Source organism: Nostoc sp. PA-18-2419 (assembly GCF_005869855.1).
In the GTDB taxonomy this organism is placed as follows: Bacteria; Cyanobacteriota; Cyanobacteriia; order Cyanobacteriales; family Nostocaceae; genus Nostoc.
Genome location: NZ_SZNH01000036.1, coordinates 1 through 25974 on the forward strand (window position 1 = coordinate 1; position 25974 = coordinate 25974).

Here is a 25974-nt window from a genome sequence, read left to right on the forward strand (position 1 = left end):
ATGACGCAGAAAAAGCGAGCGTTAATCACAGGTAATGACGCAGAAAAAGCGAGCGTTAATCACAGGTATAACAGGTCAAGATGGTTCATATCTAAGCGAGTATTTACTAGAACTTGGTTATGAAGTTCATGGAATAATCAGACGCACTTCCACCTTCAACACAGACCGCATCGACCACATCTACCAAGACCCGCACCAACAAGGCGTGCAATTATTCCTGCACTACGGGGATTTGACAGATGGAACAACACTGCGACGCATCTTAGAAGAAGTCCAACCAGTAGAAATCTATAACCTGGGCGCTCAATCCCATGTCCGAGTCAGCTTTGACTCGCCAGAATACACAGTAGATGCAGTGGGAATGGGAACCCTACGTCTATTAGAAGCAATTCGAGACTACCAAAGACGTACCGGAATCGAAGTGCGGTTTTACCAAGCAGGTTCATCAGAAATGTATGGACTAGTCCAAGCAATCCCACAAACTGAAACAACACCCTTTTATCCGCGTAGTCCCTATGCCTGCGCCAAAGTATACGCTCATTGGCAAACAGTCAACTATCGTGAATCCTACAATTTGTTTGCTTGTAACGGCATACTTTTCAACCACGAATCACCCAGGCGGGGTGAAACCTTCGTGACGCGTAAAATTACAATGGCAGTCGCCAACATCGTCGCCAAAAAGCAGAAAAAGATTTACATGGGAAATCTCGACGCCAAGCGAGATTGGGGCTACGCCAAAGATTACGTCAAAGCAATGTGGTTGATGTTGCAGCAAGACCAAGCGGATGATTACGTGATTGCCACAGGGCAAACCCACTCAGTGCGGCAGTTTTTAGAGTTGGCATTTAGTTATGTCAATCTCAATTGGCAAGATTATGTCGAGTTTGACCAACGTTATCTGCGTCCAGCAGAAGTAGAGTTACTGATTGGCGATTCGAGCAAAGCACGCCAAAACTTAGGCTGGACGCCATCGGTCAGCTTTGAACAATTAGTTGGCTTAATGGTAGAAGCAGACTTGCAAGCCTTGGGTTACACTTCCCCCAATGGCAACGGTTCGCAATTTCCACATGAAATTGCTACCCTTCGTCAAGAACTTGGGGCAATGCACTTCTGATTCCCACCACAGAGGATAAAAATATGACCGCCTTAAAACTACAAAATAAACGCATTCTGGTGACTGGTGGGTCAGGGTTTCTCGGTCGTCAAGTAGTAAACCAACTTTCTCAAGCAGGGGCATCAGTTGAGAAAATTACTGTCGTGCGCTCGCGCGATTGCGATTTACGAGTTTGGCAAAATTGTCAGGGTGCAGTTGACCAGCAAGACATCGTTATCCATTTAGCAGCTCATGTTGGCGGTATTGGTCTGAATCGGGAAAAACCCGCAGAGTTATTTTACGATAACTTAATCATGGGAAGTCAGCTGATTCATGCTGCCTTAGAAGCTGGAGTCGAAAAATTCGTCTGTATTGGTACTATCTGCGCTTACCCGAAATTTACTCCGGTGCCGTTCAAAGAAGATGATTTGTGGAATGGCTACCCAGAGGAAACCAACGCCCCTTACGGAATTGCCAAAAAAGCGCTTTTGGTACAGTTGCAGGCTTACCGCCAGCAGTATGGTTTTAATGGTATTTATCTGTTGCCGGTAAATCTATACGGCCCGGAAGATAATTTTAATCCGGAAAGTTCTCATGTGATTCCGGCGTTAATTCGCAAGGTTCACGAAGCTCAAATTCAACAACAAAAGCAACTGTTTGTCTGGGGTGATGGTAGTCCGACGAGGGAGTTTTTGTATTCTGTGGATGCGGCGCGAGGAATTGTCATGGGTACGCAATTCTACAACGAATCTGAAGCTGTGAATTTAGGGACGGGTGATGAAATTTCTATCCGTGATTTAGTGAGTTTGATTTGTGATTTGATGGAGTTTAAGGGTGAGATTGTTTGGCAAACTGACCAGCCCAATGGTCAACCGAGGCGCTGTTTGGATACTCAACGCGCCTTGCTTGCTTTTAATTTTACTGCCCAAGTTAGCTTTGAGCAAGGCTTAAACAATACCATTGAGTGGTATCGTCAACACGCGACATAATTTGAGGGTGGGCAGTGCCCACCCTAGCTTTTATTGAGCAAATTTTGAATGTGGACACAGTTAATTGTCAACTAAATAAAACACAACTACGTCGTACTTTACTCAAAACACGTCAAGCAATGGCCATCCGAGAGTGGAGAGAAAAAAGCGATCGCATTTGCTTTCACTTACAAAACTCTGCTTTGTTTGCCCAAGCAAAAACAATACTTGCTTATTTTAGCTTTCGCCAAGAACCAGATCTGAGTCCACTATTCACAGACACCAAGTACCGTTGGGGATTTCCTCGCTGCGTTAATCAATCCCTATCTTGGCATGTTTGGCAGCCTCACGATTCTGTTGCCAGTAGCGCTTATGGGATTAGCGAACCCCATCCCAACGCTCCTACTTTAGATCCTACGGAAGTAGATTTAATTCTCATTCCCAGTGTTGCTTGCGATTATCAAGGATATCGCCTCGGTTATGGCGGAGGATATTACGATCGCCTCCTCAGTTCACCAGAGTGGTTGACAAAGCCCACTATGGGAATTGTATTTGATTTTGCCTATTTATCCCAGCTACCTATCGAACCTTGGGATAAACCGTTAGAAGCCGTTTTGACTGAAAGTGGGTTGACTGCTAAAGACTAAAGGGTTGAGGATGAGAAACAAACATCATCAAATATTATTTATAGTTATTAATCAAATGTTGAACTCCAAAAAATCACGATCGCAAATTCTGTTAATGTATGCGCTATTAGGAGCGATCGCACTGGTGATGCTCTTTCCTTTGCTGTGGTTAATCAGTACAGCCTTAAAATCACCTACAGAAAATATTTTGCAGTCGCCGCCACAGTTATTACCTGCATCGCCTACATTAGATAACTTTTTTAGTGTTTGGCACTCTTTACCTTTTGGACAATATTTATATAACAGCACCTTAGTCGCAGTGCTGACTGTTGGCTTTAATCTCCTGTTTTGCGCTTTAGCTGCCTATCCCTTGGCAAGATTATCATTTGTGGGGCGAGACTGGATTTTTTTAGCGATTGTCTCAACGATTATGATTCCCTTCCAGATTGTGATGATTCCTCTTTATATTTTGACAGTCCAGTTGGGTTTGAGAAATACTTATCTAGGAATGATTTTTCCGAGCTTAGCTTCTGCTTTTGGCATTTTTCTGCTGCGCCAGGCTTTCATAAGTGTTCCCAAAGAAATAGAAGAAGCTGCTCGCATGGATGGCAGTTCTGAGTTAGGTTTGTGGTGGTACGTAATGTTACCAGCAATTCGCCCAGCATTAGTAACTTTAGCTATTTTTATATTTATTGGTGCTTGGAGTGACTTTTTATGGCCTTTAATTGTCATCCAAGACGAAAATTTATATACTCTTCCTCTGGGAGTTGCAAAACTAGTAGGTACATTTTCCCTTGATTGGCGATTGGTAGCAGCTGGCTCAGTAATTGCGATCACGCCAGTATTATTATTATTTGTGTTTTTACAACGTTATATTGTACCTACGGAAACTGGTAGTGGGGTTAAGGGGTGAGGGAGATGAGGAGATGAGGAGAATAACTAATTACTAACTCAATAAGCACCAGTTTTTTTCAAAACCACCCAAATTGTTTTCATAATTAGACTCAAGTCGTAAGTTACAGACCATTTACGTTGATAATCCATATCCATCTTGACAATAGTTTCAAAATCTGTAATGCTTGAACGACCATTAGCCTGCCATTCTCCTGTAATGCCTGGTTTGACTAGCAATCTATCCCAGTGATGTGGATCGTAATGCTTGACTTCATCAAGAGTCGGTGGACGAGTGCCAACTAAACTCATATCCCCTACTAAAACATTCCAGAATTGCGGAAGTTCGTCTAAACTAGTACGCCGCAAAAATTTACCTACAGGAGTAATTCGAGGATCGTTAATAGATTTAAAGATGTGACCTTGGGCTTGGTTTTCAACTAAATGCTTGAGTTTCTCAGCATTCATAACCATAGAACGGAATTTCCTTATCCGAAAAGGTTTTCCATTCAAACCGCAACGAATTTGAGAATAAAATATTGGACTTGGTTCGTGAATCCAGGTAACAATTGCTACAGGAATTAGTACTATTAATGTAATAATTAGCCCAACAATGGCTCCAACAATGTCAATTAATCGTTTTACCAAGCTTACAGTTGAGGGATGTGAGGGCTGTTGCGAGCAATCAAGGGAATAAAAATAAAGATGATTCACAAGAGTTAATTTATATATAACAATAATTTATGCATCGGTAGTCTAGACATAATTTTTAGACGATTTTTAATATTTTTCTCATAGCTACTGAGTGTTAATATACACAAAATTAAAATTAGAAAAAAACGAAAACCCAAATTTTACAGAATCTTTTAATTAATCGGTCAAATTGTAAATTTTTAGTATATTTTTATAAAAAATACCAAAAATTTTGCTATAATACACAGCCAAAAATTTTGCGAGTAAAGTTATTGTTTACTTACAATCTAGCTGCTTTTGAATTTTGCGTAACAACACTAACTTTAATTATGAATCTCTAGAGTGAAATTTACTGTATATGGTTCCTCTAGTGATTGCTGATTAGTAGCTTCGATCGCATCGAGATAGCGACGTAAAGACAAAAGTTGCTGAGAATTAGGACGATAGGTGAGACTGCCTTGTTTTTCAAAAAGTGGTGCAGTGGCGATCGCTAGATAATCAGGATTTTCTTGAGAACTKTGGGTAAGCCAGGTTGAGTCTGTGACTGAAGGTATCAAACCGGAAGGCAATTCACCTTCTAGAAAAGCCAACAGGCGTTGCTGACAAGTGCGGGTATTGATCCCACGAGCTTCAAATAACTGCATAACCTCGCTGAAAGATAAGGGTCGGTCTGGTAGCAGGTGCAGTAATTCTGTAAATAGAAAATAATCAGTGTATTGTTGTCTGGGTATATCTAACACCTGGGGATGCAAAGGTAGCATTGCTAAACCATAGGCAACTCGACTGCAATTAGGAGCGCCGTTTTCGCCGAGATATAAATCTTGAATAATTTTAGCGCTGGGGAGCTTTTGGCGTAGCCAACGGTTTACTGTTCCTACACAAGCTACACCACCAGTCAGGATAGCTTGATTAATTGCTTCTGTAGGAATACCACGAGCAACCAATAACTTGTTGAGTTCGCGGTTCAAGCGGCGGACAAACGGAATAAATACTTGGCTTTCTAAATCTCGTCGTCGTAAAATCCACCGCTGGTCAGCCAATTCCATAGTAAAAGAATCTTGGTGTTGTAAAATCAGCTTCAGAGCTAGTGCTGCATCTAACACCGCCTGTCCTAGCAAAGAACTTTCTAGACGCTGTTGGAGGCGAATCCGAGCAGTAATATCTGGTTCGCCGACTCTGGGTAGTTCTAATTCTTCTAATTCTAAACTCTGCCAATGCATTTGGTCTAAACCGGGAATTGAAGGTTGCCATTGCCAGGGATTAGTTGCGGTAGTTTTGCTTTCGCTTTGGGTTTCTAAACGTGATTGCCGAGATTTGGGTGGTAAAAGCAGCTGACAGATAATGTCTTGTTCAATTCCCTTGCCAGCATAAGCAAAACTGTGGAGCATAAAATCATTGTATGTCAACTGTACCAGGGTTTCTGGTACATCGACTAACAACATTTCTGTAGCAGTTGCGCCAATATTAATCACCAGAGTATTGCCCACAAGGGAATATTCGCTGGTTTTTGCCGGATGAGAATCTTCACCTTGGCTTAATTTTAATTTTATTGGTTCACCGCTAGCAGCATCAAGTTCCGGGAGTAAACTAGCGATCGCTTCTTCGACAAAAAAGACTTGCTGGGGATGTTGAATCAGTTTGCTGGTGAGTAGAGCTTCTCTGACGTTGAAGCGATATTGTTCTGACCAACTAGATGGACAAGTGCAAATTACACCAGCAATATTATTAATAATCTCAGAAAAATTTTGTTCACTAATTCCAATAGCAGCAGCAATTAAACTAGGAGTAGTACTAGCTCGATTGCACTTGAGAGTTAACAGTAGCTTCGAGAGCGATCGCACAACCCAAATTAATGGCCCTGCCGAAAATTCATTTAATTGTAAAACAGGCTCCCATTTTTGCCGTTCGCTCTTGTAAGGAATGGCTACTTGTAAATAAGGCTTCAACTGTGCCGAGTAAAGATTGTTTATCGAATCTGCTGCGGTTGTGGATGGTGCAGGATTCTTATCTTGGGCAACAGCCGCAGGCGCTGTCTGCTCATGTGCTTCGATACTTTCATTTTCACCGTGAGGTACGGAAGCTGTGGGTAGGTAAACCTCTGTTGGTAAACGAAATGATTGCTGAAAAGAAGTTGTTCCCGGTGGGTTTTCTGCTGACCAGTAGATAGGATGTACAACTAAAGAAGAACTATCTAATAATGTGGCGGAAATTCCTGTTGTACCCAAATCTATTCCTAAATACCAGACTGATCGGAGAACGTCGGCTGAAACTTCTGTATTGTTTATGAAGTTAGAATTTGCAGTTAAAGAACTTTCTGCAACAGAAGTTGTCTGTTGCTTTTCTTCAGTTTTTCGGTCTAAATCTAAGTTAGTTTCTACCTGGGGAACTGCTAAACTGGTTGTTGCTATTTGGAGATTTTCTGATTGTTGCTCAGGGTAAACTGTAGGGATTGTGTCTTGAGTTTTACCAACATCTAAGGAAATATCTAACTTACTAGCTGGTTGCAACTCAGAATTTAGCTGTCGAGCGAAATTAGTCAAATCCTGGTCTAATTGCTGCAACTGTTCTTCATTTAAGGAAATATCGGGGATAACTGGAACCTTATTTGACTCTAAACTAAGTAGGTTTTCTTGTGGTGAAGCTGGAATATAGTTATCTAAAGCAGATTCTTGGCGATCGTGTGTGGGATTTGTGGCGATCGCAATTTCTGGTATTTCTGGAGTGACTGCTGCCGTATTTGTGGCATTATTCACAGACGAAGGTACTTCCAAAACTTCTTCTTGGGTACCGACATCAGGCAGTAAATCAGTCAAGATATTAATAGTATCAGCAACTTCTGGCTGAGTGTCTTGCACAGGCAAACTGTTTGTTGCCGTTTCTGGTGCTGGGGCTAAATTAGTATCCTCTGCAAAAAATAGTCCTTCTTTTGAATTTGTTGTTTCTACGGCAGCCTGGCCATTGCTCACATCAACAACATCTGTCTCTTCCTTGGCAAGGGATGTATCAAGTGTCAGAATCTCCTCAGCCTCAGTTGCAGATACAACAGGCGTTTCCTCAGGAATATTCAAGGTTGATGGAGAAGTTGTAACAGAAGTTGGTGCATTACTACTACCAAACAAACTCGCATAAAGTTGGTCTACTTCATCAGCAATTAAGGTAAAAATATCTTCTGGTAATTCAGCTGGACTTTCAGAAGGTTGAGACGAGTCTAAACCAAGTTGTAATAGTACTGCATCTAAATCTTCTGTGAGGATAGTATTCTGTTGCTCAAGATTAATTGTTGAATTTTCTGGCTGGATCAGTTCTAAGAGTTGGAGGGGAGCTTCGGCATTGATATCAGTTGGCTGAGCCAGTAATTCAGGTAATGTTTCAGCTTCTACCCTCAATAAAGATGATTCAGTAGGGGATTGTTGCTGCAAATACTGGGTCAAATTGTTAAGAAAGCTAGCCATCAACTGTTCACCCTGTATTCCCTTGCTATGCATTCTTGCCAGTGCTTGCGATAATGACTCGTAATAAGTATTAATGTTGCGTTGTAATGCCTCAAAGACAACATTCACAGTTCCATCTAGTGATAACAGGCGTTGATCTAAATCCTGAGCCAGCTGGGTTAATTGCTCTACACGATCTGGAGATTCTAAAAAAGGTTGAGTTGCAAAAGTTACTGATTCTGGGTTGCTGCGATTAATTTCTCCAGAAGAACTTGGGGAATTTGCTGGAGTTGGTGTTACTAATGGCGTGAAAGTTGGCACAAGGCGACTCATGAGTACCTGTAAAAACTCGGTAATCATCTGCTCTTGGTTTGTCAACTGCTGCGCTAGAGAGTAGTTTTGCAATCGCTTTTGCTCTAGCTGCCGGATTTCTTGTACAAGAGTGGCTCGTTCTTGTAATAGTCCTTCTAATTCTGTACGTAACGGCTGTATCAGTCTCGAAAATTCAGTTTTTAATTCTCCTGCCTCAACGGTACTGCATTCTTGAGTAGATTCGGATGGTGGTAGTAAAAGCTGGTTATGACTTTGATCGACAAATTTTGTTAACAAAGGCGAACGCGTTTCTCTCAATGACTGATTTTCAATACCGTCTTCTAATGCTGCTTTTTGTTGTAGCCTAATTAGAAAGTCACGAATTCGTTCTAATAACTCTTTAGGTTCTTGTCCCTGACCAGACAAAAATCTAGATAGGCGCTTGCCACCACTGGCAAATAAGTTGTCAATATCTGCGATCAGTTTTTGAATTTCATCTGCACTGGAAGTCACTTTTATTTACCTTAACTAGAACTATATGTCAACTAGTGTGACAATTAATTTACAATCACCGTTCGCGCAGCGTCTTTGATCGGAGAAGTTTTGAGTGGCAAAAGCCGCTACTTGCACTTGTGACTGTCATTATGTTATGGATTACTGGCAAGAGTGGCAATCTTCAGTGAGTGTTTGTTCACCAAGCTTAGCTTGATTGGTCAAAACCGTTGAATATATGTGAGCAATAATTTACTAGCTTGAGTATGATGAATGTTGTTTGCCTATATTTTTAAGTAATCTAGAGTAATTAAGTTTGCAGTGCAGCTACCCCCTAAACGATATTTCGGCAGGCTATAAACTAGTTTTTGCAAAACTTATACTTTATTTAAACCCATAGGTAAAGATTGTTGAGAAAAATCCTCTGATCGCTTTGTTGTGAAGCATAGGTTATTTTTATTGTTCAAAGAGGGCTGTACTTTGATCGCTTCGGCTCAAAAAAATGCTCTTGTCTGTCGTGTGTATATAGCAGCTTGATAAAAAATGTCCTAATGGAAGACCGATATGTGCCCTCCTTTTTTCAGGGTTTGCCAGAAGCAGTTGTGGAAGCAGCCCTAACCCATCTTGTAACCCGCACTCACCCAGCTAATCAAGTAATTGTATTAGAAAATGACTGGGGTGGTGCTGTGTATTTTCTTAAACAAGGATGGGTAAAAATTCGTACTTATAATTTGGAAGGGAAAGAGGTAACACTGAATATTCTTGGCAAAGAGGAATTGTTTGGTGAAATGGCAGTTTTGAGTGAAAAGCGCCGAACCACTGATGTGATTACCCTCACCCCAACAGTAATTGGTAGTATGCCGGCTACAGATTTTAGTAATTTACTTAAAATAGAACCCTTGGCAGGACTGCGATTAGCAAAACTGATGGCAGAGCGTTTACAGCAAGTGAATCGGCGATTACGCTTGCGGGAATCTCATAGTCAGTCACGGGTAGCAGATACATTACTGTTTTTAGCGGAAGGACAGGGAAAAAAAGGGCAAACAGGAACCGAAATCCCGAATTTACCTCATCGGGAATTGAGCAGTTTGAGCGGACTGGCAAGGGAAACGGTGACACGAGTATTGACAAGGCTAGAAAAAAAAGGCTTGATTAAACGGGATCAAGACATTATCTGTATTCCTGATATGTCAGCCTTGGAAAGGATGATAGTTTAACGACTTGTCAAAATATGAGCATTTTAAATTCTCTGCCAGATGAGCCAGAGGACGAACCAGCGCCGGAATCTGAAACTTCCACTAATCATTGGTTGGACAAACAACAGCTTACCCGTCCTCAACTCAAGGCTGATACACCCTTGAGGTTGGTGGAGACGGCCTTTTTAGCCAGTACTGCTAGTCTAATTTGGTTTATTAACTTTTATTTTCCCTTGGGGCCAGTTTTACGGATATTTTTTCCAGTGCCGATCGCTTTAGTTTATCTGCGTTGGGACAAACGAGCAGCATGGATGGCAGCACTCACTTCTGGATTACTGCTGACGGTACTGATGGGGCCAGCCCGCAGTTTGCTGTTTGTCATGCCCTACGGATTTATGGGCGTACTTTTGGGGGCAGCATGGTATCGTCGTCGTGTTCCCTGGATTGTTTCCATCACTTTAGGTACGCTGTTGGGTACTTTAGGAGTATTTTTTCGGTTGTGGTTATTGTCTGTATTGTCGGGTGAAGACCTCTGGATTTATGTGATTACCCAAGTGAGTGACTTTATCGAGTGGGTATTTCTGAAGCTGAGTTTATTGGCGAGTCCCAGTGTGTTTTTAATTCAAATAGGGGCGATCGCTTTAATAGTACTCAATAACTTTATCTACCTTTTTGTAGTACACATAGCAGCATGGCTACTTTTTGACCGCCTGGGTAACCCCATTTCCCGCCCACCACACTGGGTGCAAGTCCTCATGGATTATGAAGGATAGTCATTAGTCATTAGTCGTTGGTCATTAGTTATACCAATTTGAAAAAAGAATGCGACAGATGCATACTCCCAAACCTTTGTTATGTCTGGCTTTCTTAATTTTGAATTTTGAATTTTGAATTGGTATTATCTCTTCCCCTGCTCCCCATCTTTGCATCTCCCCACGCCCCATGCCCTCCCAAATTCGTATTTATACTCAAAAAAAACAGGCTGAAGAATGGCTGCGACGGTATCGTAGTTGTTTGCCCGTATTTGCCTGTGTTTTAGGATTTACTGAAACTGGTTTAATTCCAGGAATTTCAGCAGCCGGTCGCACTCCAGAGGATCGAAAATATACTGCTTGTGCTGATGCAGAGTTTTTGTATTATGGGGCAGAACATAAGCCCCAATATCCATTACCACCATTGGCAGCTGGGGCTTCCCCTGTGTTGATTTCTCGTGCTGTATTTGAGTCACTAAAAATACCAGTGCATTTGTTTAATGCTGGCTTACCTCAGGCTCCTGCTGTGCCACTAATTGATTTGGGTGGCACTTGGGCTAAGTGCTTAAGTGGAGGTAATGCTATGGAAATCACAACGGTGCATCACTTGCTCAAACAAGGGCTACTTTGGGGAGAACGCCTTGCTGCCAATATTCAACAGGGATATCTGATTATTGGTGAGTGCGTCGTTGGAGGCACTACAACTGCTTTGGCAATTTTAACTGGTTTAGGTATAGAAGCTGCCGGAAAAGTTAACAGTAGCCACCCTGTTTGTAACCACGCCCAAAAGTGGGCATTAGTACAAGCTGGATTGGAGAGGATGAGGGGAGATGGGGCAATGGGAAGATGGGGAACTCTGGGCCCATCTGCCCCACCTGATCCTCTGAAACTCGTCGCTGCTGTGGGCGATCCGATGCAAGTGGTAGTGGCTGGAATGGCGATCGCTGCTAGTCGGAGTTGTGGTGTCCTGCTAGCTGGAGGGACGCAAATGCTAGCGGTTTATGCCCTAATGAGTGCGATCGCTCAAGCTTACGCTTTTTCATGGCAACCAGAACAAGTAGTTGTGGGTACAACCCGGTGGGTGGCGGAAGATCCTACTGGTGCTACTGTTGACTTAGCTCTAACCTTTAATAAAGGCAGTTCAACACAGATTGCAGCAACTCCTCCCCTTTTAGCAACTGCTCTCAATTTTAGTGATTCTCGTTATCCCCAACTCAGAGCTTATGAGCAGGGCTTTGTCAAAGAAGGTATGGGTGCTGGAGCAGCTTGCATAGCAGCGCATCTTAGCCAAGATTGGCAACAAAACCAACTTTTAGCAGCGATTGAAGCCCAACTTGAACGGCTGAGCTTGGTTAATTACTAATAACAAAACCGGAAACTTATAAAGCTCCGGTTAATATTTGAACTCATGAATATTGACTAAATTAATGAATTCTTTCTCTAAGTAGTTGTTCTTCCAAGGCAGCAATACGATTATATGCTGCTGTTAATTGCGCTGTGAGTCGTTGTATTTGAATTTCTGGTGTTAAGTTATTATCTCCACCTTGACGATGCATGTCTATATAAATGCCATCTGTTAATACATCCTTATGTTCCATTTCTGAATTTGAACTTATACGTCCTTTTAGCTGATTGCCTCCAATAGCGCTATTTTCTTGATAATTTTCCTTTGCTTGCGTATTCGCTAACGAACACTCTGAATAAGTTTGAGCTACTTTAATGTCAAGCTGCTCAATTACTTGGCAGAGGGCATCCAGTTTTTGGCTCAAAACCAGGATTTGCTTTTGTAATGGCTCCATTCAATACCCTCATTGGCACATTGTCTTCTATGTTATTCAATTTACTGAGAATCTTAACTATACTTATGGATTATTTAAGTATTCATATTTTTTGTGGCAATGTGACATTTAAATCATTACTTCTAAATATTAAGTCAAGATTTAACATAAGTACGACTAAGCAAATTTGTTGAGAAAAATCAGTCTAGAGGTAGTCACTTACATAAAAACTCGCTAATTTGAGTCGAATGTTCAAATTTATCGTTATTATCAATAAAAAATGCTGAAAATTTTACAACTCTACTTTCGAGACAGTCACTCTGTGTGAATATCTGCTTAATATAGGTATAATTAGAAATCTCAAATCCAAAATCAATGGATCGACGGTCTTTTTTACTAGGTATAAGTACGCTAACAACTTCACAACTGCTTTTTGGCTGTAGTGGAAACAAGCAGACTCAATTAAAAGTACAGTTATTAAAAGGTTCGATACCAGGTCAGGTGGTTACTCAATTCCACAAAGGCTTGCAGCAGCAGGTGGAGTTGAAGTTTGCTCCTGTGAAGCAGATAGAGGATTTATTTGGGCAATTGCAAAATTGGCAGCAGAAACCAAAAGCCAATGAGCAGCAAGGATGGCGTCGTTTTATACCTTTTAGCCAAGATCAAAAAACTCCTCCCCCTGACCTAGTAACATTGGGAGATTATTGGCTAAAAGCAGCTATTGAGCAGAAATTGATTCAACCACTGCAAGAGTTACAAGCAAACCAATTAAAGCAATGGTCTGCTTTAGATGAAAAGTGGAAAAAATTGGTAACGCGCAACGACCAAGGTGACCTGGATGCTCAAGCAAAAATTTGGGGTGCGCCTTATCGCTGGGGTAGTACGGTGATTGTTTATAACCGTGACAAGTTGCGACAATTGGGATGGACGCCCACAGATTGGAGTGATTTGTGGCGAGATGGGTTGCAGCAGCGGATTTCCTTACTCAATCAACCACGAGAAGTTATTGGTTTGGTTTTAAAGAAGCTAGGAAAATCTTACAATACTGAAAATCTTGACCAAGTGCCAAACTTGGAAAAGGAATTACAAACATTAAACCAACAAGTAAAGTTCTATAGTTCCATTGACTACTTAGAACCTCTAATTATCGGAGATACTTGGCTAGCAGTCGGTTGGTCAAGCGATGTATTACCAATTCTGGGACGTTATCCGCAACTGGTAGCGGTTATTCCCCAGTCAGGAACCGCAATTTGGGCAGATTTGTGGGTACGTCCGGCAGGGGTTAGTATAAATACTTTATCAGATAGATGGATTGATTTTTGTTGGGAACCAAACACTGCTAAGCAAATTTCTCTATTAACTAAAAGTAATTCTCCAATTTCTACAAATATTACCGCTTCCGATATCCAAAAGCCATTACTGAGTTTATTACAAAGCGATCCCTCAGTTTTAAATAGAAGCGAATTTTTGCTTCCCTTATCTCCATCAGCAACCAAACAATACGAATCTTTGTTTGMCAAAATTAAGATTTAATGGACATCAGGTAAAGTTTTTTATTTTAAACCTACACTCCACACCCTATTTTTTGTAAAACACGGTTGGTACCTGGTTTTTAAGTTTAGCTTGGCTACTCGAGCAACTTTAAATCTGCTATAAATAACCTAGATTGGTTGGAGCGATCGCTATTCCTCTTTAAGGTTTATTTTTGAATAAAATTGATTTTACTCACAACTAATCCACTCTATTTCAATTTCATCTTGTAGCTTTTGGCAAAAATTATCTAAAGGTAATTCCTTGAGTTCGTAAATAAAAGGATTTTCAAGTTTCATCCCAATATCTTCTATTCCTAATAATGCAAAGCTAATAATTCCTACAGTTGGGATAGTGAACCAGTCTAACTGTTGTACAACTTCAAAAGGTAAAGCAAAACAATATAACAATAATAAATATTTTAAATAAATTGAATAAAGTCTAGGTAGGGGTATTTGTAAAATTAGTTCACAGCCACTAAGTAACATTGTTATTTTGTCTAAAGAACGATTTAATTCTACAAATAATAAATAGGGCATTAATTTTTGGACGTGATAAAGATGTCCAAAATACTCGGCAAACCAATTAATAATTTTTATCGGTCTGTTATGAGCTTGCTTTAATTCTAAATACTGCTCTTTAGTAAGTGCTTGTTCAATTGTATAATCTAGATTTTCATTTCTCAAATGTAATTTAATTGCTATTATTAATATTCCTACCAATTTCAGACTAAATATTTTTATACTCAAATCTTCTGGATCGTTTACCAGAATAATTGTCCAAATATTTCGGCATAAAATGCGACTAGCATTGAGTAAGTCATGCCAAATTTTACAAGCTTCCCAAAATCTTTTATAAGCTGTATTAGTTCTGAAAACTAGTAAAAACCCAAGGATAACTCCAGGAATTAAACTAGCTTCAGGAGGTAGGTTTACAATAAATCCTTTGTGATAGGCGATTGCAATTATCAAGGCAAATATCATAGTAGCTATTACACGCCACCAAATGGTACGAAGAATAGAACTTCTTAAATCAATTGCTAATTTCAACCTGGTTGCTCTTTTTATCGATTTCCCCATTTTGGCTTGCCTATATCTATTTATATTTGCCAAAATTATATTAGATTGCTGCATTTTAATAATAGTAATCTAATATTAAAATATTTTTCTTATATTTATTATCCTTTTGCTGCTAAATATCTTTATTTTCATACCTCTTCAGGACTTCTTTTACTAAATCAATCTACTAAAAAAGTGAAAATTTTATTACACTATAAAATATGTATTTTTGGTAAATATTTCGGCTTTTATAGTAATGTAGATGTGGCAGTTAAAATAAATTAGTGGTTGCGCTAACTGATTAATAACGATGAATCCGCCAACTTTATTAAACTTTTACTGATAAGTTAACAGAGCATTGTTGAGTGTTGTTTAACTGGTAAAAGTATATTCTCAAATCAAATCGAGGATTTGAGTATTTTCTTTTGTACTCTACATTTGACTATTGCATCTATCTTTTAGCGTTAAAAATTGTCAATCCTGGGATATTCAATGTAAACACATTGTCTCTCAACTAAGAAAGTTAAAAATAGGTCAAGGTGAAATAATATTTTCAAAAGAACTGGATGAGTGGCGATCGGCAAAAAATTGACCGAACTGTTCGTATAATATTCCCCTAATTAAAAGATAAAAACAGAAAAATAGCTAACGTAATTTAATTACTAAAAATCCAGGCCTATAAGATTTGAGCGTAATAGAATATACGTGTAAAGTCCAATACTTTATAATTATCCTAGCTATAACTTTTAGGCATACCCAATAAAACTTATGGAATTGCGGCATCTAAAATATTTTGTAACCGTTGCAGAAGAACTGAATTTTAGCCGTGCTGCCATTCGGCTGTATATTTCACAACCTGCCTTAAGCCGTCAAATCAAAAACCTTGAAGATGAGCTGGATATTGTGCTGTTTCTTAGACAATCTGATGGATTGATACTCACACAAGCAGGTAAATTTTTTCTTGAACAAGCAAAAGATATTTTGAATCGTAGTCATATCGCAGTGCAAACCCTCAAGACTCATTACGCAAATACAGATGAGCCTTTGGTTATTGGCTACATCCCAACCATCCTCGAAACTTTTCTTGGTAAAACCCTACATCGCTTTGGACATGCCTATCCTGAAGTTGTTGTGCGTTTGCAGGAGATGTTACCTAGCGAGCAAGTTAGAGCATTGCGAAATCGCATAATAGATATTAGCTTTATGGGCAATCCACCGGATGAATTAGAACAAGAGTTTACAGTCAAATGTATTAAGAAAGTGCCCATTGCTGCTCTATTAGCGGATACACATCCGCTTGCACATCAATCCTCGATTAATCTAGCTGAACTTGCATCTGAAAAATTTATTGGGATGTCTGAAGAAACATTTCCTGGGCGGAACGAGCGTATCTGTGGTAATTGCCACCAAGCGGGATTCACGCCAAACCTGCACCTGTTTGCAGATACCCATGCCTCAATGATTGCTCTGGTTGCCGCAGGGCAAGGGGTAGCCATCATGCCGAACGAGGCACAAGCACTGCCTCATCCCCAAGTTGTGTTTATACCCATTCACCATCCCATCTGCTATGCCCGCTCAGCTGCCATGTGGAGGAAAGAAACACCATGCAAATCTTTAGACAAATATCTCAAAATTCTGTTTGAGTATGTTCAAGAGTAATAATCTTCAGATAATTGTATAAATAATGTTGACATTAGGGAACAAGCAAGGGTGCAGGCGATCGCTAACTTTAACCTCACACCGAAATCAACAACTCTCAGCAGCAGCAAATCTACTTCAAAGATTCCATCAACTCAATACACTTATGCATCTGCTGGCGCATAGTCTCCCTATCAGCATCAAACCTCCTTCCATGACCTGGTAGCACCCACTCAAAAGAGTAATTAGCCAGGTTACGCATTGATTTAGTTTGTTCTGACCAAGAATACCAGCAAAAACCGTGGAATGCAGCCAATTGGTGCAAGTTTTCTGACCAAGCGAGATGGTCGCCAGTAAACAGAAACTTGTTTTTATAAAGTAAAACTGTGTGTCCTTTGGTGTGACCTGGAACTGGGATAATTAATAAATCCTCATTCAAGGCAAATGGTTCAAAACCAGTTAACTGTATTTCTACATTGCGAGTACCCGCAGAAACATCGTCAGCATGAAGGATACGCTGACACTGAAAATGCTCAGCAAACTTTTGATGATCTGCAACATCATCGATGTGAGTTAGGTACATATAACTAATTCCCCCCATCTCTTCTAAACGCTTGACTAAAGGCGGCGTAAATCGGGGAGAATCGACTAAAATATTACCCTCTGGAAGCTGAATAAAATAGCTAGCTGCCGCGTAGGATTTCTCAGAATGATAGCCACAATGATAAACATTTTCCTCTATTAATTTAGGAAAATTTTCTTGAGCAACTTTGATATCTTTTGGTTTTTCAACTGTGCCAATAGAACTAGTAGGACAAGCTAAAAGTGCTTCCAGCGCTGCTAATCTTTCCGCTTCATTTGTTGGTTGATGATGAACTGCTGACTGTTCATCAACACGATAAAAAACTTCCGGAGTCATCCAGCGACACGTATCGCAATCAATACAGGTAGTATCTACATAAAAATCGCCGTTAGCATTTTGGGCGCGACGCTGATTTAAATGAGCCATATTATAAACCCCCTGCTGGGGAGTAATAAACCCTACATCACTACGCTAGCAAAAGTGACTTGAGACTGTGGGCACTATTAGAAGTAAATTCCCTCAAAAACAGATAATCGTGAAATTCAGTCAGCAGAAAATGGAAAAACTTAAGATAACACTATCTACTAATAAATTCCCAAACATGCTTTATTGTTTAAATCCCACTTGTTCAAATCCCTTTAATCTTGATAATAATAAGTTTTGCATTAAGTGTGGGCAAACACTCACAGTATTATTCAGAAATCGCTTCCGGGTAATACGACTTTTGGGTGAGGGTGGATTTAGCAGAACCTATGAAGCCAGAGATGTAGATAATGGTGAGCATCATATCACAGTCCCAGCCCATGATCCGATTAAAATTGCCGCACTTAACGCCATACTGAGAGATGTTGCTGCTCGGTTTGACTCGTGAAGAATTACTTGGGTTGCTTTTTTTATAGCTATTAACAATGGATAAATAAGTGGAATAAATATTTAATAAATTCAGTTAGGAATGAAATTTTACCTGCGGTTGCAAATTCGTAAACCTCTAAATTATTATGTATAGTTTTTGATTTATTAAAATGCGATCGCGCCTCTTTACCAAACGCGATCGCATTAACATTTGTCTCCTTAACCAATAAAATGCAGCTGATTAATTACTGTACTAATCAGATGATGAGTAATGGGGAGACTATCAATTACCATCCCCAAACACAACAGCATCATGTAGGAAATGGAATAGAGAAATAACTCTTTAGCTACAGTGCGATCCTCTGGATTTTGCAACAACCGCCAAGATTTGTGGATAAATAATCCCCCCAAAATTATAGCGATCGCAGCATAAAGAATTCCACTTGCACCCAAAGGATATACTAACAACAGGGTTGCAACTACAGTAATCAGCGTATAATACCAAATTTGCCGTACCGTTGCCGTATCCCCTTCAACTACTGGTAGCATAGGTATGCCGACTTTTGCGTAATCATCCCGAATCATTAGAGCTAGCGCCCAGAAATGGGGCGGTGTCCATAAAAAGACGATGGCAAAAATTAACCATGCTGACCAGCTTAAACTGCCCGTGACAGCAGCCCAACCCACTAAAGCCGGAATTGCCCCAGCTGCCCCACCGATGACAATATTTTGGGTGCTGTGGCGTTTTAACCAGTGGGTGTAGACCAAAATATAGAAAACGATGCCAGAGAAAGCTAGCAGGGCGGCTAACAGGTTGGCAAAAACTGCTAGGAGTGTAAACGAAATTGTTGCCAGAGCGATCGCAAAAATTAGAGCATCGCGTGGTTGTACCTTACCGGAAGGCATGGGACGATGGCGCGTCCGCTCCATGTCATAATCAATATCTCGGTCGTAGATACAGTTAATCGTCTGGGCGCTTGCAGCAGCCAAAGTGCCACCAGTCAGAGTTACTAGTAACAGCAATGGGTCTACTTGTCCCTGAGCAGCAATCCACATACTGCCAGCTGTGGTAATCAAAAGCAAGGGAATAATCCGAGGCTTAGTTAGCTGGTAGTAACTTTGAATTACTTGGAGAAAAGTTTCGTGGTGGCGAGAGACATTAGTCTCAATCATGTTGGCTCTGGTTCCTTATTTTTCAACAACTTAGTATGCAGCCCCCGCTCAAGCTGGCCTTTGGGTCGAACGAAAATAATTTTCCACACCTGCGTGGTTTACATTATCAGTGCTGAGTGCTGAGCAAAGCCGGAAACGCTCCGCCTCCGGTAAGGAGTTAGGAGTTGAGAGTTATTCTGTGTTCACCTCCCTATCTCCATCTCATCATCTCCTCCACTCCCTACTCAGTAGTCAGGACTCGTTGCTCAGCACTAACTGAGTCACGTAATGATAAAACTGTAAAAGCCACTAAAGTACCGAGCAAAGCAGCTCCTACAGCTTGGTGAGAGACGGTGAGAGGCTCGACTTGGAGATGTAATTTGAAAGTAGCGACTCCCAACAAGATTTGTAAGCTCAACAATGCGCCAGCCATATTTGCCAGTCGCCGCAAGGCTGGATGTAGTGCTGGTGTACGCCAACTGAAGAATACCATTACCAAGGTTGCCAAGGTTGGCGGCACCAAACCAGCAATATGACTGTACATTACACTACAAAGTTGAGAGTCGCCAAAGCATTGGTGTAGCGCCCAACGAGATCCTACTAAAGCACCCAACAGGCTTTGCAGGTAAACCAAAACAGCAGCAGTTAAACCGACCCAAGGCAACTTACCAACGGTTCCAGTTCCCTGATAGGGTGTGAGGGTTGTACCAATGATTAGGAGGGTGGTGAAAAACAATAGTGCCGTTCCCAAATGGGCGGTAACGATATCAAACCGCAATAATTCGGTGACGGTGAGTCCTCCCAAGACACCTTGAAAGACAATTAAAAACAAGGCGAATGTCGATGCCCAAGGCAGCCATTTGGGTAAGGCGTGACGATGCCACCAGGATAAACCAAAAAGTGCGATCGCGCTGACACCAATTAAAGCTGCATCTAATCTGTGAAACCACTCTAAGAATACCTGGAAATTCATTTGCTTAGCAGGCACTAGTTCGCCATAGCACAAAGGCCAGTCTGGGCAAGCAAGCCCAGCATTCATCACGCGGGTGGCAGAGCCTATTGCCATCAAAATCAAAGTGGCTATGCACATTCTCCATACCAAGCGACGAATCATTTCCTTGGGCTTTTGCTGTTGAAGTGCCGCTTGATTTTGTTGTTGTAGGACAATTTCGTTCATGAACAGTACCTTCTGCCCGCTCTTAGTGGATCTCTAAATAGATTCTGAATTTTGAATACTGAACGGACACTTTGCAAGGGCGGGGGAATCCCCCGAAGTTTCGACCGAAGGAGAACTCCGCTCAGACTTCTGCTTGCCAGCAAGTGTCCTCCCCATCTCCACCCTAGCGTACAGGCTAGGGATTTATAGATTGGCACTCACTTATACTTTGAATCACTCTCGCTACGTTTTGTCTGAAGCTTTAGGTATTTTTCAAGATGTGAAAAATCCATTAGTGGCAGTTAATTTAACTATCCTAAATTTTTCCTTAAATTTTTCTCCTAATTTCCATCTATTTTTGGCAATATCTGTTAGTCACCTTTTACTGAGAATTAGTAAAATAGTTAGCAAAATTAATAAAAATTTCAGACATTTAGATACTATCTCTTATAGCCTAGACTACCTTAGTAAGTGAGCAGCTTTGAGATAACGTAGTAAATTCAATTAAGTAAGCCGTGAAAATTCCAAGTTCAATCTGGACATTACTCATTGGCATCGTGCTAACTCTAGCCAGTATTTGGTACGGTGAAAATCATGGTCTGTTGCCAGCAGCAGCTACTGATGAAGCCGTCTTAGTCGATGGTTTGTTCAATGCGATGATGATTGTTTCTACAGGTATATTTCTGATAGTCGAAGGTGTTTTGATTTACTGTGCATTTAAATACCGTCGGCGTGCAGGTGACAATGAAGACGGCCCACCAGTTGAGGGCAATGTACCTTTAGAAATACTCTGGACGGCGATCCCAGCAATTATCGTTATCGGTATTTCTGTTTACAGTTTTGATGTATACAATGAAATTGGTGGCTTCGACCCCCATGCTATCCATGAAGCCCCGATTACTCAAGAGTCAATGACAATGCCTGGGCATGGAAGTGCCATAGCTGCGACTTTGAGCGATACTCCTCCTAGCACCGAACCCAACCTCAATCAAGAAAAATCTGATGAGGCGATGCAAGATCCAGCTACGGCAGAAGTTCGTAATGCTGACCAAATTCCTCAACTGCGGAATGCTCCAGGAGTCGGTAGCGTTGCTCCCACCATTGGGGGAAGTCCTGATAAAGCAGGTAAATCACCAGGATTGCAAGTCAACGTCACTGGTCTACAGTATGCCTGGATTTTCACTTATCCGGAAACTGGAATAACCACAGGTGAGTTGCACGTTCCCATCGGCAAAGAAGTGCAAATCAATATGACAGCCAACGATGTCATCCACGCTTTCTGGGTGCCAGAGTTCCGCCTGAAACAGGATGCAATCCCCGGTAGGCAAAGTGAGATTCGCTTCACACCCAACAAAGTAGGTGATTATCCGCTAATCTGTGCTGAACTTTGTGGCCCATACCACGGCGCAATGAGAACAACAGTGGTAGTTGAATCCCAAGAAGGATTTGAAAAATGGCAACAAGAGCAGTTAGTTGCCAGTAAAGAAACTCTAAATAAAGCGATTGCCGTTAACCCTGGGGATTTATCCCCAAATGAATTTCTCGCTCCTTACACCAAGGATATGGGAATTCAACCAGAAATTCTCCATCAAGTTCACCATTAGTCAGTCAATAGCAAACAGTGATCAGTGAACAGGCTGATAACTGATAACTGATAACTGATAACTAACTCCTATGACACAAGCCCAGCTGCAAGAAACTGCGAATATCCCAGCTCATGGTGAAGAACCACCAGTGAGAAAATGGCAAGATTACTTTACGTTCAACACCGACCATAAGGTAATTGCAATTCAATATCTAGTCACAACATTCATTTTCTACTGTATAGGCGGCGTGTTGGCTGACTTAGTTCGTACAGAACTGCGAACGCCAGAAGTAGATTTTGTGACTCCGGAAGTATACAACAGCTTATTTACGCTGCACGCCACAATCATGATTTTTTTGTGGATTGTGCCAGCCGGTGCCGGTTTTGCTAACTTCTTAATCCCCTTGATGATTGGGGCAAAGGATATGGCATTCCCACGCTTGAATGCTGTTGCCTTTTGGATGATTCCGCCTTCTGGTTTGTTGCTGATAGCTAGTTTACTAGTCGGTGATGCACCCGATGCCGGTTGGACTTCTTACCCTCCCCTGAGCTTAGTAACAGGTCAAGTCGGTGAGGGAATTTGGATCATGAGTGTCCTCCTACTCGGTACATCATCGATTTTGGGGGCAATTAATTTCCTGGTCACAATGCTGAGGATGCGTATCCCAGGTTTGGGTTTCAATCAATTGCCTTTGTTCTGTTGGGCGATGCTGGCTACTTCAGCACTGACTTTGGTATCTACGCCAGTGTTAGCAGCAGGTCTGATTCTACTGGCTTTTGACTTAATTGCCGGGACAACATTTTTTAATCCCACTGGGGGCGGCGATCCGGTTGTGTACCAGCATATGTTCTGGTTTTACTCGCACCCAGCAGTTTACATTATGATTTTGCCCTTTTTTGGGGCAATTTCAGAAATTATCCCTGTGCATTCCCGCAAGCCGATTTTTGGCTATAAAGCGATCGCTTACTCCTCCTTAGCCATCAGCTTTTTAGGGCTAATCGTTTGGGCACACCACATGTTTACCAGTGGTATCCCCGGTTGGCTGCGGATGTTCTTCATGATCACCACCATGATCATTGCTGTACCTACTGGAATTAAAATATTTAGCTGGTTGGCAACCATGTGGGGCGGAAAAATTCAACTCAACTCCGCCATGCTATTCGCAATGGGCTTTGTTGGCACCTTTGTGATTGGTGGGATCAGTGGCGTGATGTTGGCAGCAGTTCCCTTTGATATTCACGTCCACGATACTTATTTTGTAGTCGCACACTTACACTACGTTCTATTTGGTGGTAGCGTTCTCGGCATTTATGGAGCGATTTACCACTGGTTTCCGAAAATGACCGGACGGATGCTAAATGAATTTTGGGGTAAGGTTCACTTTGTGTTGACAATCGTCGGTCTAAACATGACCTTCTTACCCATGCACAAGCTAGGAATGATGGGCATGAACCGCCGTGTTGCCCAATATGACCCCAAATTCGCATTTATCAATGAAATCTGTACCTATGGTGCTTATATCCTGGCAGTCTCGACATTTCCCTTCATCATCAATGCAATTTGGAGTTGGTTGTACGGAGAGAAAGCTGGTAATAATCCCTGGAGGGCACTAACCTTAGAGTGGATGACTACCTCACCGCCAGCGATCGAAAATTTTGAAGGAACCCCAGTATTGGTTACAGGCCCCTACGACTACGGCTTGGAAAAGGCTAAAGAAGGTGTACCTTTATCTGACCCTAATCCAATCTTGTCTGCTGGCCCCAACTCGGTATTAAGAGCAGAACCCGATCCAGCGGTTGCTGCTAATCCTGAAGACCGGAAATAAAGGGACTGGGGACTGGGGAATCAGATTAAAAATGCTATTTTCCAATCCCCAATTCCCAATCCCCAATCCCAAATCCCAATTCCCCACTCTACATTTATCAAGATTCATGCAAAGTCAAACAATTGACCCAGCTAAAACTGAACTAAATCATCACCATGCAGCAGAAGCAGCCATCAGCCATCATGAAGAACATCCAGATCATCGGTTATTTGGGCTAATTGTCTTCCTGATTGCTGAAGGGATGATTTTTATCGGGCTGTTCGGAGCCTATCTGGCTTTCCGTGCTACCTTAAGTGTTTGGCCGCCAGCAGGTACCCCAGAGTTAGAACTATTGCTACCTGGAGTTAACACTGTCAATCTGATTGCTAGTAGTTTTGTTATGCACAATGCTGACACTGCTATCAAAAAGAACGATACACGAGGTGCGCGGATTTGGTTAGGAATTACCGCTGCAATGGGTGCTGTTTTCTTAGTAGGACAAGTATATGAATATACTCATCTAGAATTTGGTTTAACTACCAATTTATTTGCTAGTGCATTTTACGTTTTGACTGGTTTCCACGGACTGCACGTAACCATCGGTGTTTTAGCGATTGTTGCTGTACTGTGGCGATCGCGCGTTAAAGGACACTATAGTAGCGAAAAACACTTCGGTATTGAAGCTGCTGAAATTTACTGGCACTTTGTTGATGTAATTTGGATTATTTTGTTCGGATTGCTGTATTTACTGTAAGTATTAATTATTTAGTTGTTCACTCCACGCGAACAACTTGATAAACCCCCTAATGGGGGCTTTTTTATTTTTACTACTGAGTCAAACACTTAATCTGTGTTGTTATATTCTTTCTTAAGAAGTGATAAAAAAAATATCCTATGGCTATTTTTTGCTAAAATTACTGAAGAAGTGACTAATAATGTTAAATAAACGAATCAAGCCGCAAGCATTCATCCTCTGACCCAAGCTCTGAATGGGCATTAATTTTACACGTAGTATATGGTAAATGAGCCAAAACCCTCTGATCAAAAAAACATTCAGAAGTAGCTTTGAGACCGTTAAAGTGTTGGAAAGCTCAGCAGATGGTAAAAACTACTTGTTAGCAAGTGCAATAGGTAATAAATATCAAAAATCTATTATTAGAAAAATACTTCGGAATCGCTTTGAGATAATCAAACAGTTGGGAAGTGGAGGATCTGGGGATACCTACTTAGCCAGAGACCTAGATTTACCAGGGCGACCGCATTGTGTTGTCAAACATTTTCACCCAAAAGATACTAATCCTAATGTTAGTAAGATTGCAAAAAAATTATTTGACCGGGAAGCAGAAGTCTTATATCAGCTAGGCAACGACCACGAGCAAATTCCAAGACTATTTGCCCATTTTCATGAAAATCGAGATTTCTATTTAGTCCAAGAATACATTGATGGTCATCCCTTGACTCAAGAAATTATTCTCGGTCAATGTCAGAGTGAAAATGCAGTCTTGAATTTATTAACAAATATCTTGAAAGTGTTAGTTTTCGTGCATGAAAATAATATTATTCACCGAGATATTAAGCCCCAAAATTTGATGCGGCGGCACTCTGATGGCAAAATTGTGTTAATAGACTTTGGCAGTATTAAAAAAATTACTGGCTTAGGGCCCGGTTTAACAGTTGTGGTTGGAACTCCTGGTTATATGCCAAGCGAACAGGCTAAGGGAAAGCCAAAACTTTGCAGCGATATTTATGCAGTGGGTATGATTGGCATTCAAGCTCTCACAGGCTTAAGACCCGACCAACTACAAGAAGATCCCAATACTGGAGAAGTTATCTGGCGTCATCAAGCACAGGTTAGTGATGGTTTTGCAGATATCTTAGATAAAATGATTTGCGATCGCCATAGCCAGCGTTATCAGTCAGCAACAGAAGTTCTCCAAGCACTTAGTTCCGATTTAGTGTGGTCACAATCATCAAATGTTGGCATAAACCAAAAAACTGTTAATAACTATTTAGGAACTTATAGAAACTTTCTTTTATTGCTAGGTATCGGACTTGGAGCTAGCACTAGTTTGATAGTATTAATTTTAATTTATACATTTCTCAATACCAGTATATCATTTCCAAATCAACCTATTGAATTTAAAAATATTATAGAAAAATTTTTCCATCGGTCAAGCCTAACTAATGTCAATGCTTTAGTAGCGAAAAGCGATTTGATAAAAGAATTGCGCCATTGAGAAGATTACCAAATAGTAAATTAAATTTTCCCGTATAACAAACAGTTAATCAGCTATTAGAAGATGTTTTAAAAAGTTTAGCTCCTCCTAATTACTCCGGAAATTAAGGAGTAATTTGAGCAGGTTATTACTTGTAACTAACTGAA

Annotated in this window: 20 protein-coding genes and 1 pseudogene; 14 read left to right on the forward strand and 7 right to left on the reverse strand. The window is 41.0% G+C overall.

The features are described 5' to 3' along the window. Positions 1-34 precede the first annotated feature (34 nt). The 4 genes from gmd to FCR06_RS26190 are packed head-to-tail and all read left to right on the forward strand — an operon-like array spanning position 35 to position 3600. Positions 35-1114: a GDP-mannose 4,6-dehydratase gene (gmd, locus tag FCR06_RS26175; RefSeq protein ID WP_138504968.1), complete on the forward strand. Its 1080-nt coding sequence runs from the start codon at positions 35-37 to the stop codon at positions 1112-1114. Between the two features lie 23 nt (positions 1115-1137). Continuing rightward, positions 1138-2082, forward strand: coding sequence for a GDP-L-fucose synthase family protein (locus FCR06_RS26180; protein ID WP_138504970.1), 945 nt, complete (start codon positions 1138-1140; stop codon positions 2080-2082). A 50-nt stretch (positions 2083-2132) separates the two neighbouring features. Continuing rightward, positions 2133-2708, forward strand: coding sequence for a 5-formyltetrahydrofolate cyclo-ligase (locus tag FCR06_RS26185; protein ID WP_138505068.1), 576 nt, complete (start codon positions 2133-2135; stop codon positions 2706-2708). Positions 2709-2763: 55 nt separating this feature from the next. Next, the gene (locus FCR06_RS26190; RefSeq protein ID WP_138504972.1) at positions 2764-3600 is read left to right on the forward strand and encodes a carbohydrate ABC transporter permease; all 837 of its coding nucleotides are present in this window, start codon (positions 2764-2766) and stop codon (positions 3598-3600) included. A 38-nt stretch (positions 3601-3638) separates the two neighbouring features. Here FCR06_RS26190 and FCR06_RS26195 read toward each other — a convergent pair whose 3' ends face one another. Further along, positions 3639-4292, reverse strand: coding sequence for a sugar transferase (locus FCR06_RS26195; RefSeq protein WP_189523586.1), 654 nt, complete (start codon positions 4290-4292; stop codon positions 3639-3641). 302 nt (positions 4293-4594) lie between these two features. After that, complete coding sequence (locus tag FCR06_RS26200) at positions 4595-8527, reverse strand: hypothetical protein (RefSeq protein ID WP_138504976.1); 3933 nt, start codon at positions 8525-8527, stop codon at positions 4595-4597. A gap of 530 nt (positions 8528-9057) precedes the next feature. Between FCR06_RS26200 and FCR06_RS26205 the strand changes: the two genes are divergently transcribed. The 3 genes from FCR06_RS26205 to cobT all read left to right on the forward strand — a co-directional run bounded on the left by FCR06_RS26205 (position 9058) and on the right by cobT (position 11817). Further along, positions 9058-9723 (forward strand): Crp/Fnr family transcriptional regulator, encoded by a 666-nt coding sequence (locus tag FCR06_RS26205; protein ID WP_138504978.1) that lies wholly within the window; start codon positions 9058-9060, stop codon positions 9721-9723. Between the two features lie 14 nt (positions 9724-9737). Further along, positions 9738-10475: a DUF2232 domain-containing protein gene (locus FCR06_RS26210; protein ID WP_138504980.1), complete on the forward strand. Its 738-nt coding sequence runs from the start codon at positions 9738-9740 to the stop codon at positions 10473-10475. Positions 10476-10644: 169 nt separating this feature from the next. Beyond that, complete coding sequence (gene cobT / locus FCR06_RS26215) at positions 10645-11817, forward strand: nicotinate mononucleotide-dependent phosphoribosyltransferase CobT (protein ID WP_138504982.1); 1173 nt, start codon at positions 10645-10647, stop codon at positions 11815-11817. Positions 11818-11878: 61 nt separating this feature from the next. Here cobT and FCR06_RS26220 read toward each other — a convergent pair whose 3' ends face one another. After that, on the reverse strand, positions 11879-12253 hold the full coding sequence (locus tag FCR06_RS26220) for a hypothetical protein (protein ID WP_138504984.1): 375 nt from the start codon (positions 12251-12253) through the stop codon (positions 11879-11881). A 354-nt stretch (positions 12254-12607) separates the two neighbouring features. Between FCR06_RS26220 and FCR06_RS26225 the strand changes: the two genes are divergently transcribed. Continuing rightward, complete coding sequence (locus tag FCR06_RS26225) at positions 12608-13765, forward strand: extracellular solute-binding protein (RefSeq protein WP_189523587.1); 1158 nt, start codon at positions 12608-12610, stop codon at positions 13763-13765. A gap of 188 nt (positions 13766-13953) precedes the next feature. On the opposite strand, the gene FCR06_RS26230 is transcribed toward FCR06_RS26225, so the two are convergent. Beyond that, complete coding sequence (locus tag FCR06_RS26230; RefSeq protein ID WP_138504988.1) at positions 13954-14895, reverse strand: bestrophin family ion channel; 942 nt, start codon at positions 14893-14895, stop codon at positions 13954-13956. A 693-nt stretch (positions 14896-15588) separates the two neighbouring features. On the opposite strand from FCR06_RS26230, the gene FCR06_RS26235 reads away from it, so the two are divergent. Next, the gene (locus FCR06_RS26235) at positions 15589-16479 is read left to right on the forward strand and encodes a LysR family transcriptional regulator (protein ID WP_138504990.1); all 891 of its coding nucleotides are present in this window, start codon (positions 15589-15591) and stop codon (positions 16477-16479) included. 112 nt (positions 16480-16591) lie between these two features. Here FCR06_RS26235 and FCR06_RS26240 read toward each other — a convergent pair whose 3' ends face one another. Continuing rightward, complete coding sequence (locus FCR06_RS26240) at positions 16592-17467, reverse strand: MBL fold metallo-hydrolase (RefSeq protein WP_138504992.1); 876 nt, start codon at positions 17465-17467, stop codon at positions 16592-16594. 175 nt (positions 17468-17642) lie between these two features. Here FCR06_RS26240 and FCR06_RS34900 point away from each other — a divergent pair. Continuing rightward, a pseudogene (locus FCR06_RS34900) lies at positions 17643-17813 on the forward strand (4-Cys prefix domain-containing protein); the annotation flags it as partial. Between the two features lie 299 nt (positions 17814-18112). Here FCR06_RS34900 and FCR06_RS26250 read toward each other — a convergent pair. Together FCR06_RS26250 and FCR06_RS26255 are read right to left on the reverse strand one after the other, a co-directional pair. Next, complete coding sequence (locus FCR06_RS26250) at positions 18113-19066, reverse strand: heme o synthase (protein WP_138504994.1); 954 nt, start codon at positions 19064-19066, stop codon at positions 18113-18115. Positions 19067-19286: 220 nt separating this feature from the next. Further along, on the reverse strand, positions 19287-20222 hold the full coding sequence (locus tag FCR06_RS26255) for a COX15/CtaA family protein (protein WP_138504996.1): 936 nt from the start codon (positions 20220-20222) through the stop codon (positions 19287-19289). A gap of 494 nt (positions 20223-20716) precedes the next feature. Between FCR06_RS26255 and FCR06_RS26260 the strand changes: the two genes are divergently transcribed. The 4 genes from FCR06_RS26260 to FCR06_RS26275 all read left to right on the forward strand — a co-directional run bounded on the left by FCR06_RS26260 (position 20717) and on the right by FCR06_RS26275 (position 25828). Then, the gene (locus tag FCR06_RS26260; protein ID WP_138504998.1) at positions 20717-21805 is read left to right on the forward strand and encodes a cytochrome c oxidase subunit II; all 1089 of its coding nucleotides are present in this window, start codon (positions 20717-20719) and stop codon (positions 21803-21805) included. Positions 21806-21875: 70 nt separating this feature from the next. Next, entirely contained in the window at positions 21876-23612 is a 1737-nt protein-coding gene (gene ctaD, locus FCR06_RS26265) for a cytochrome c oxidase subunit I (protein WP_138505000.1), read from the forward strand. A 106-nt stretch (positions 23613-23718) separates the two neighbouring features. Then, complete coding sequence (locus FCR06_RS26270) at positions 23719-24345, forward strand: heme-copper oxidase subunit III (RefSeq protein WP_138505002.1); 627 nt, start codon at positions 23719-23721, stop codon at positions 24343-24345. A 325-nt stretch (positions 24346-24670) separates the two neighbouring features. Further along, on the forward strand, positions 24671-25828 hold the full coding sequence (locus tag FCR06_RS26275; protein ID WP_223280299.1) for a serine/threonine-protein kinase: 1158 nt from the start codon (positions 24671-24673) through the stop codon (positions 25826-25828). Positions 25829-25974: the final 146 nt, after the last annotated feature.

What these genes read in the sequence shown, in the direction of transcription:
- FCR06_RS26250 (WP_138504994.1), bottom strand. Translation starts at nt 19,066, where the DNA reads ATGATTGAGACTAATGTCTCTCGCCACCACGAAACTTTTCTCCAAGTA.
- ctaD (WP_138505000.1), top strand. Translation starts at nt 21,876, where the DNA reads ATGACACAAGCCCAGCTGCAAGAAACTGCGAATATCCCAGCTCATGGT.
- FCR06_RS26210 (WP_138504980.1), top strand. Translation starts at nt 9,738, where the DNA reads ATGAGCATTTTAAATTCTCTGCCAGATGAGCCAGAGGACGAACCAGCG.
- gmd (WP_138504968.1), top strand. Translation starts at nt 35, where the DNA reads ATGACGCAGAAAAAGCGAGCGTTAATCACAGGTATAACAGGTCAAGAT.
- FCR06_RS26235 (WP_138504990.1), top strand. Translation starts at nt 15,589, where the DNA reads ATGGAATTGCGGCATCTAAAATATTTTGTAACCGTTGCAGAAGAACTG.
- FCR06_RS26180 (WP_138504970.1), top strand. Translation starts at nt 1,138, where the DNA reads ATGACCGCCTTAAAACTACAAAATAAACGCATTCTGGTGACTGGTGGG.
- FCR06_RS26270 (WP_138505002.1), top strand. Translation starts at nt 23,719, where the DNA reads ATGCAAAGTCAAACAATTGACCCAGCTAAAACTGAACTAAATCATCAC.
- FCR06_RS26230 (WP_138504988.1), bottom strand. Translation starts at nt 14,895, where the DNA reads ATGCAGCAATCTAATATAATTTTGGCAAATATAAATAGATATAGGCAA.
- FCR06_RS26255 (WP_138504996.1), bottom strand. Translation starts at nt 20,222, where the DNA reads ATGAACGAAATTGTCCTACAACAACAAAATCAAGCGGCACTTCAACAG.
- FCR06_RS26190 (WP_138504972.1), top strand. Translation starts at nt 2,764, where the DNA reads ATGTTGAACTCCAAAAAATCACGATCGCAAATTCTGTTAATGTATGCG.
- FCR06_RS26205 (WP_138504978.1), top strand. Translation starts at nt 9,058, where the DNA reads ATGGAAGACCGATATGTGCCCTCCTTTTTTCAGGGTTTGCCAGAAGCA.
- FCR06_RS26220 (WP_138504984.1), bottom strand. Translation starts at nt 12,253, where the DNA reads ATGGAGCCATTACAAAAGCAAATCCTGGTTTTGAGCCAAAAACTGGAT.
- cobT (WP_138504982.1), top strand. Translation starts at nt 10,645, where the DNA reads ATGCCCTCCCAAATTCGTATTTATACTCAAAAAAAACAGGCTGAAGAA.
- FCR06_RS26240 (WP_138504992.1), bottom strand. Translation starts at nt 17,467, where the DNA reads ATGGCTCATTTAAATCAGCGTCGCGCCCAAAATGCTAACGGCGATTTT.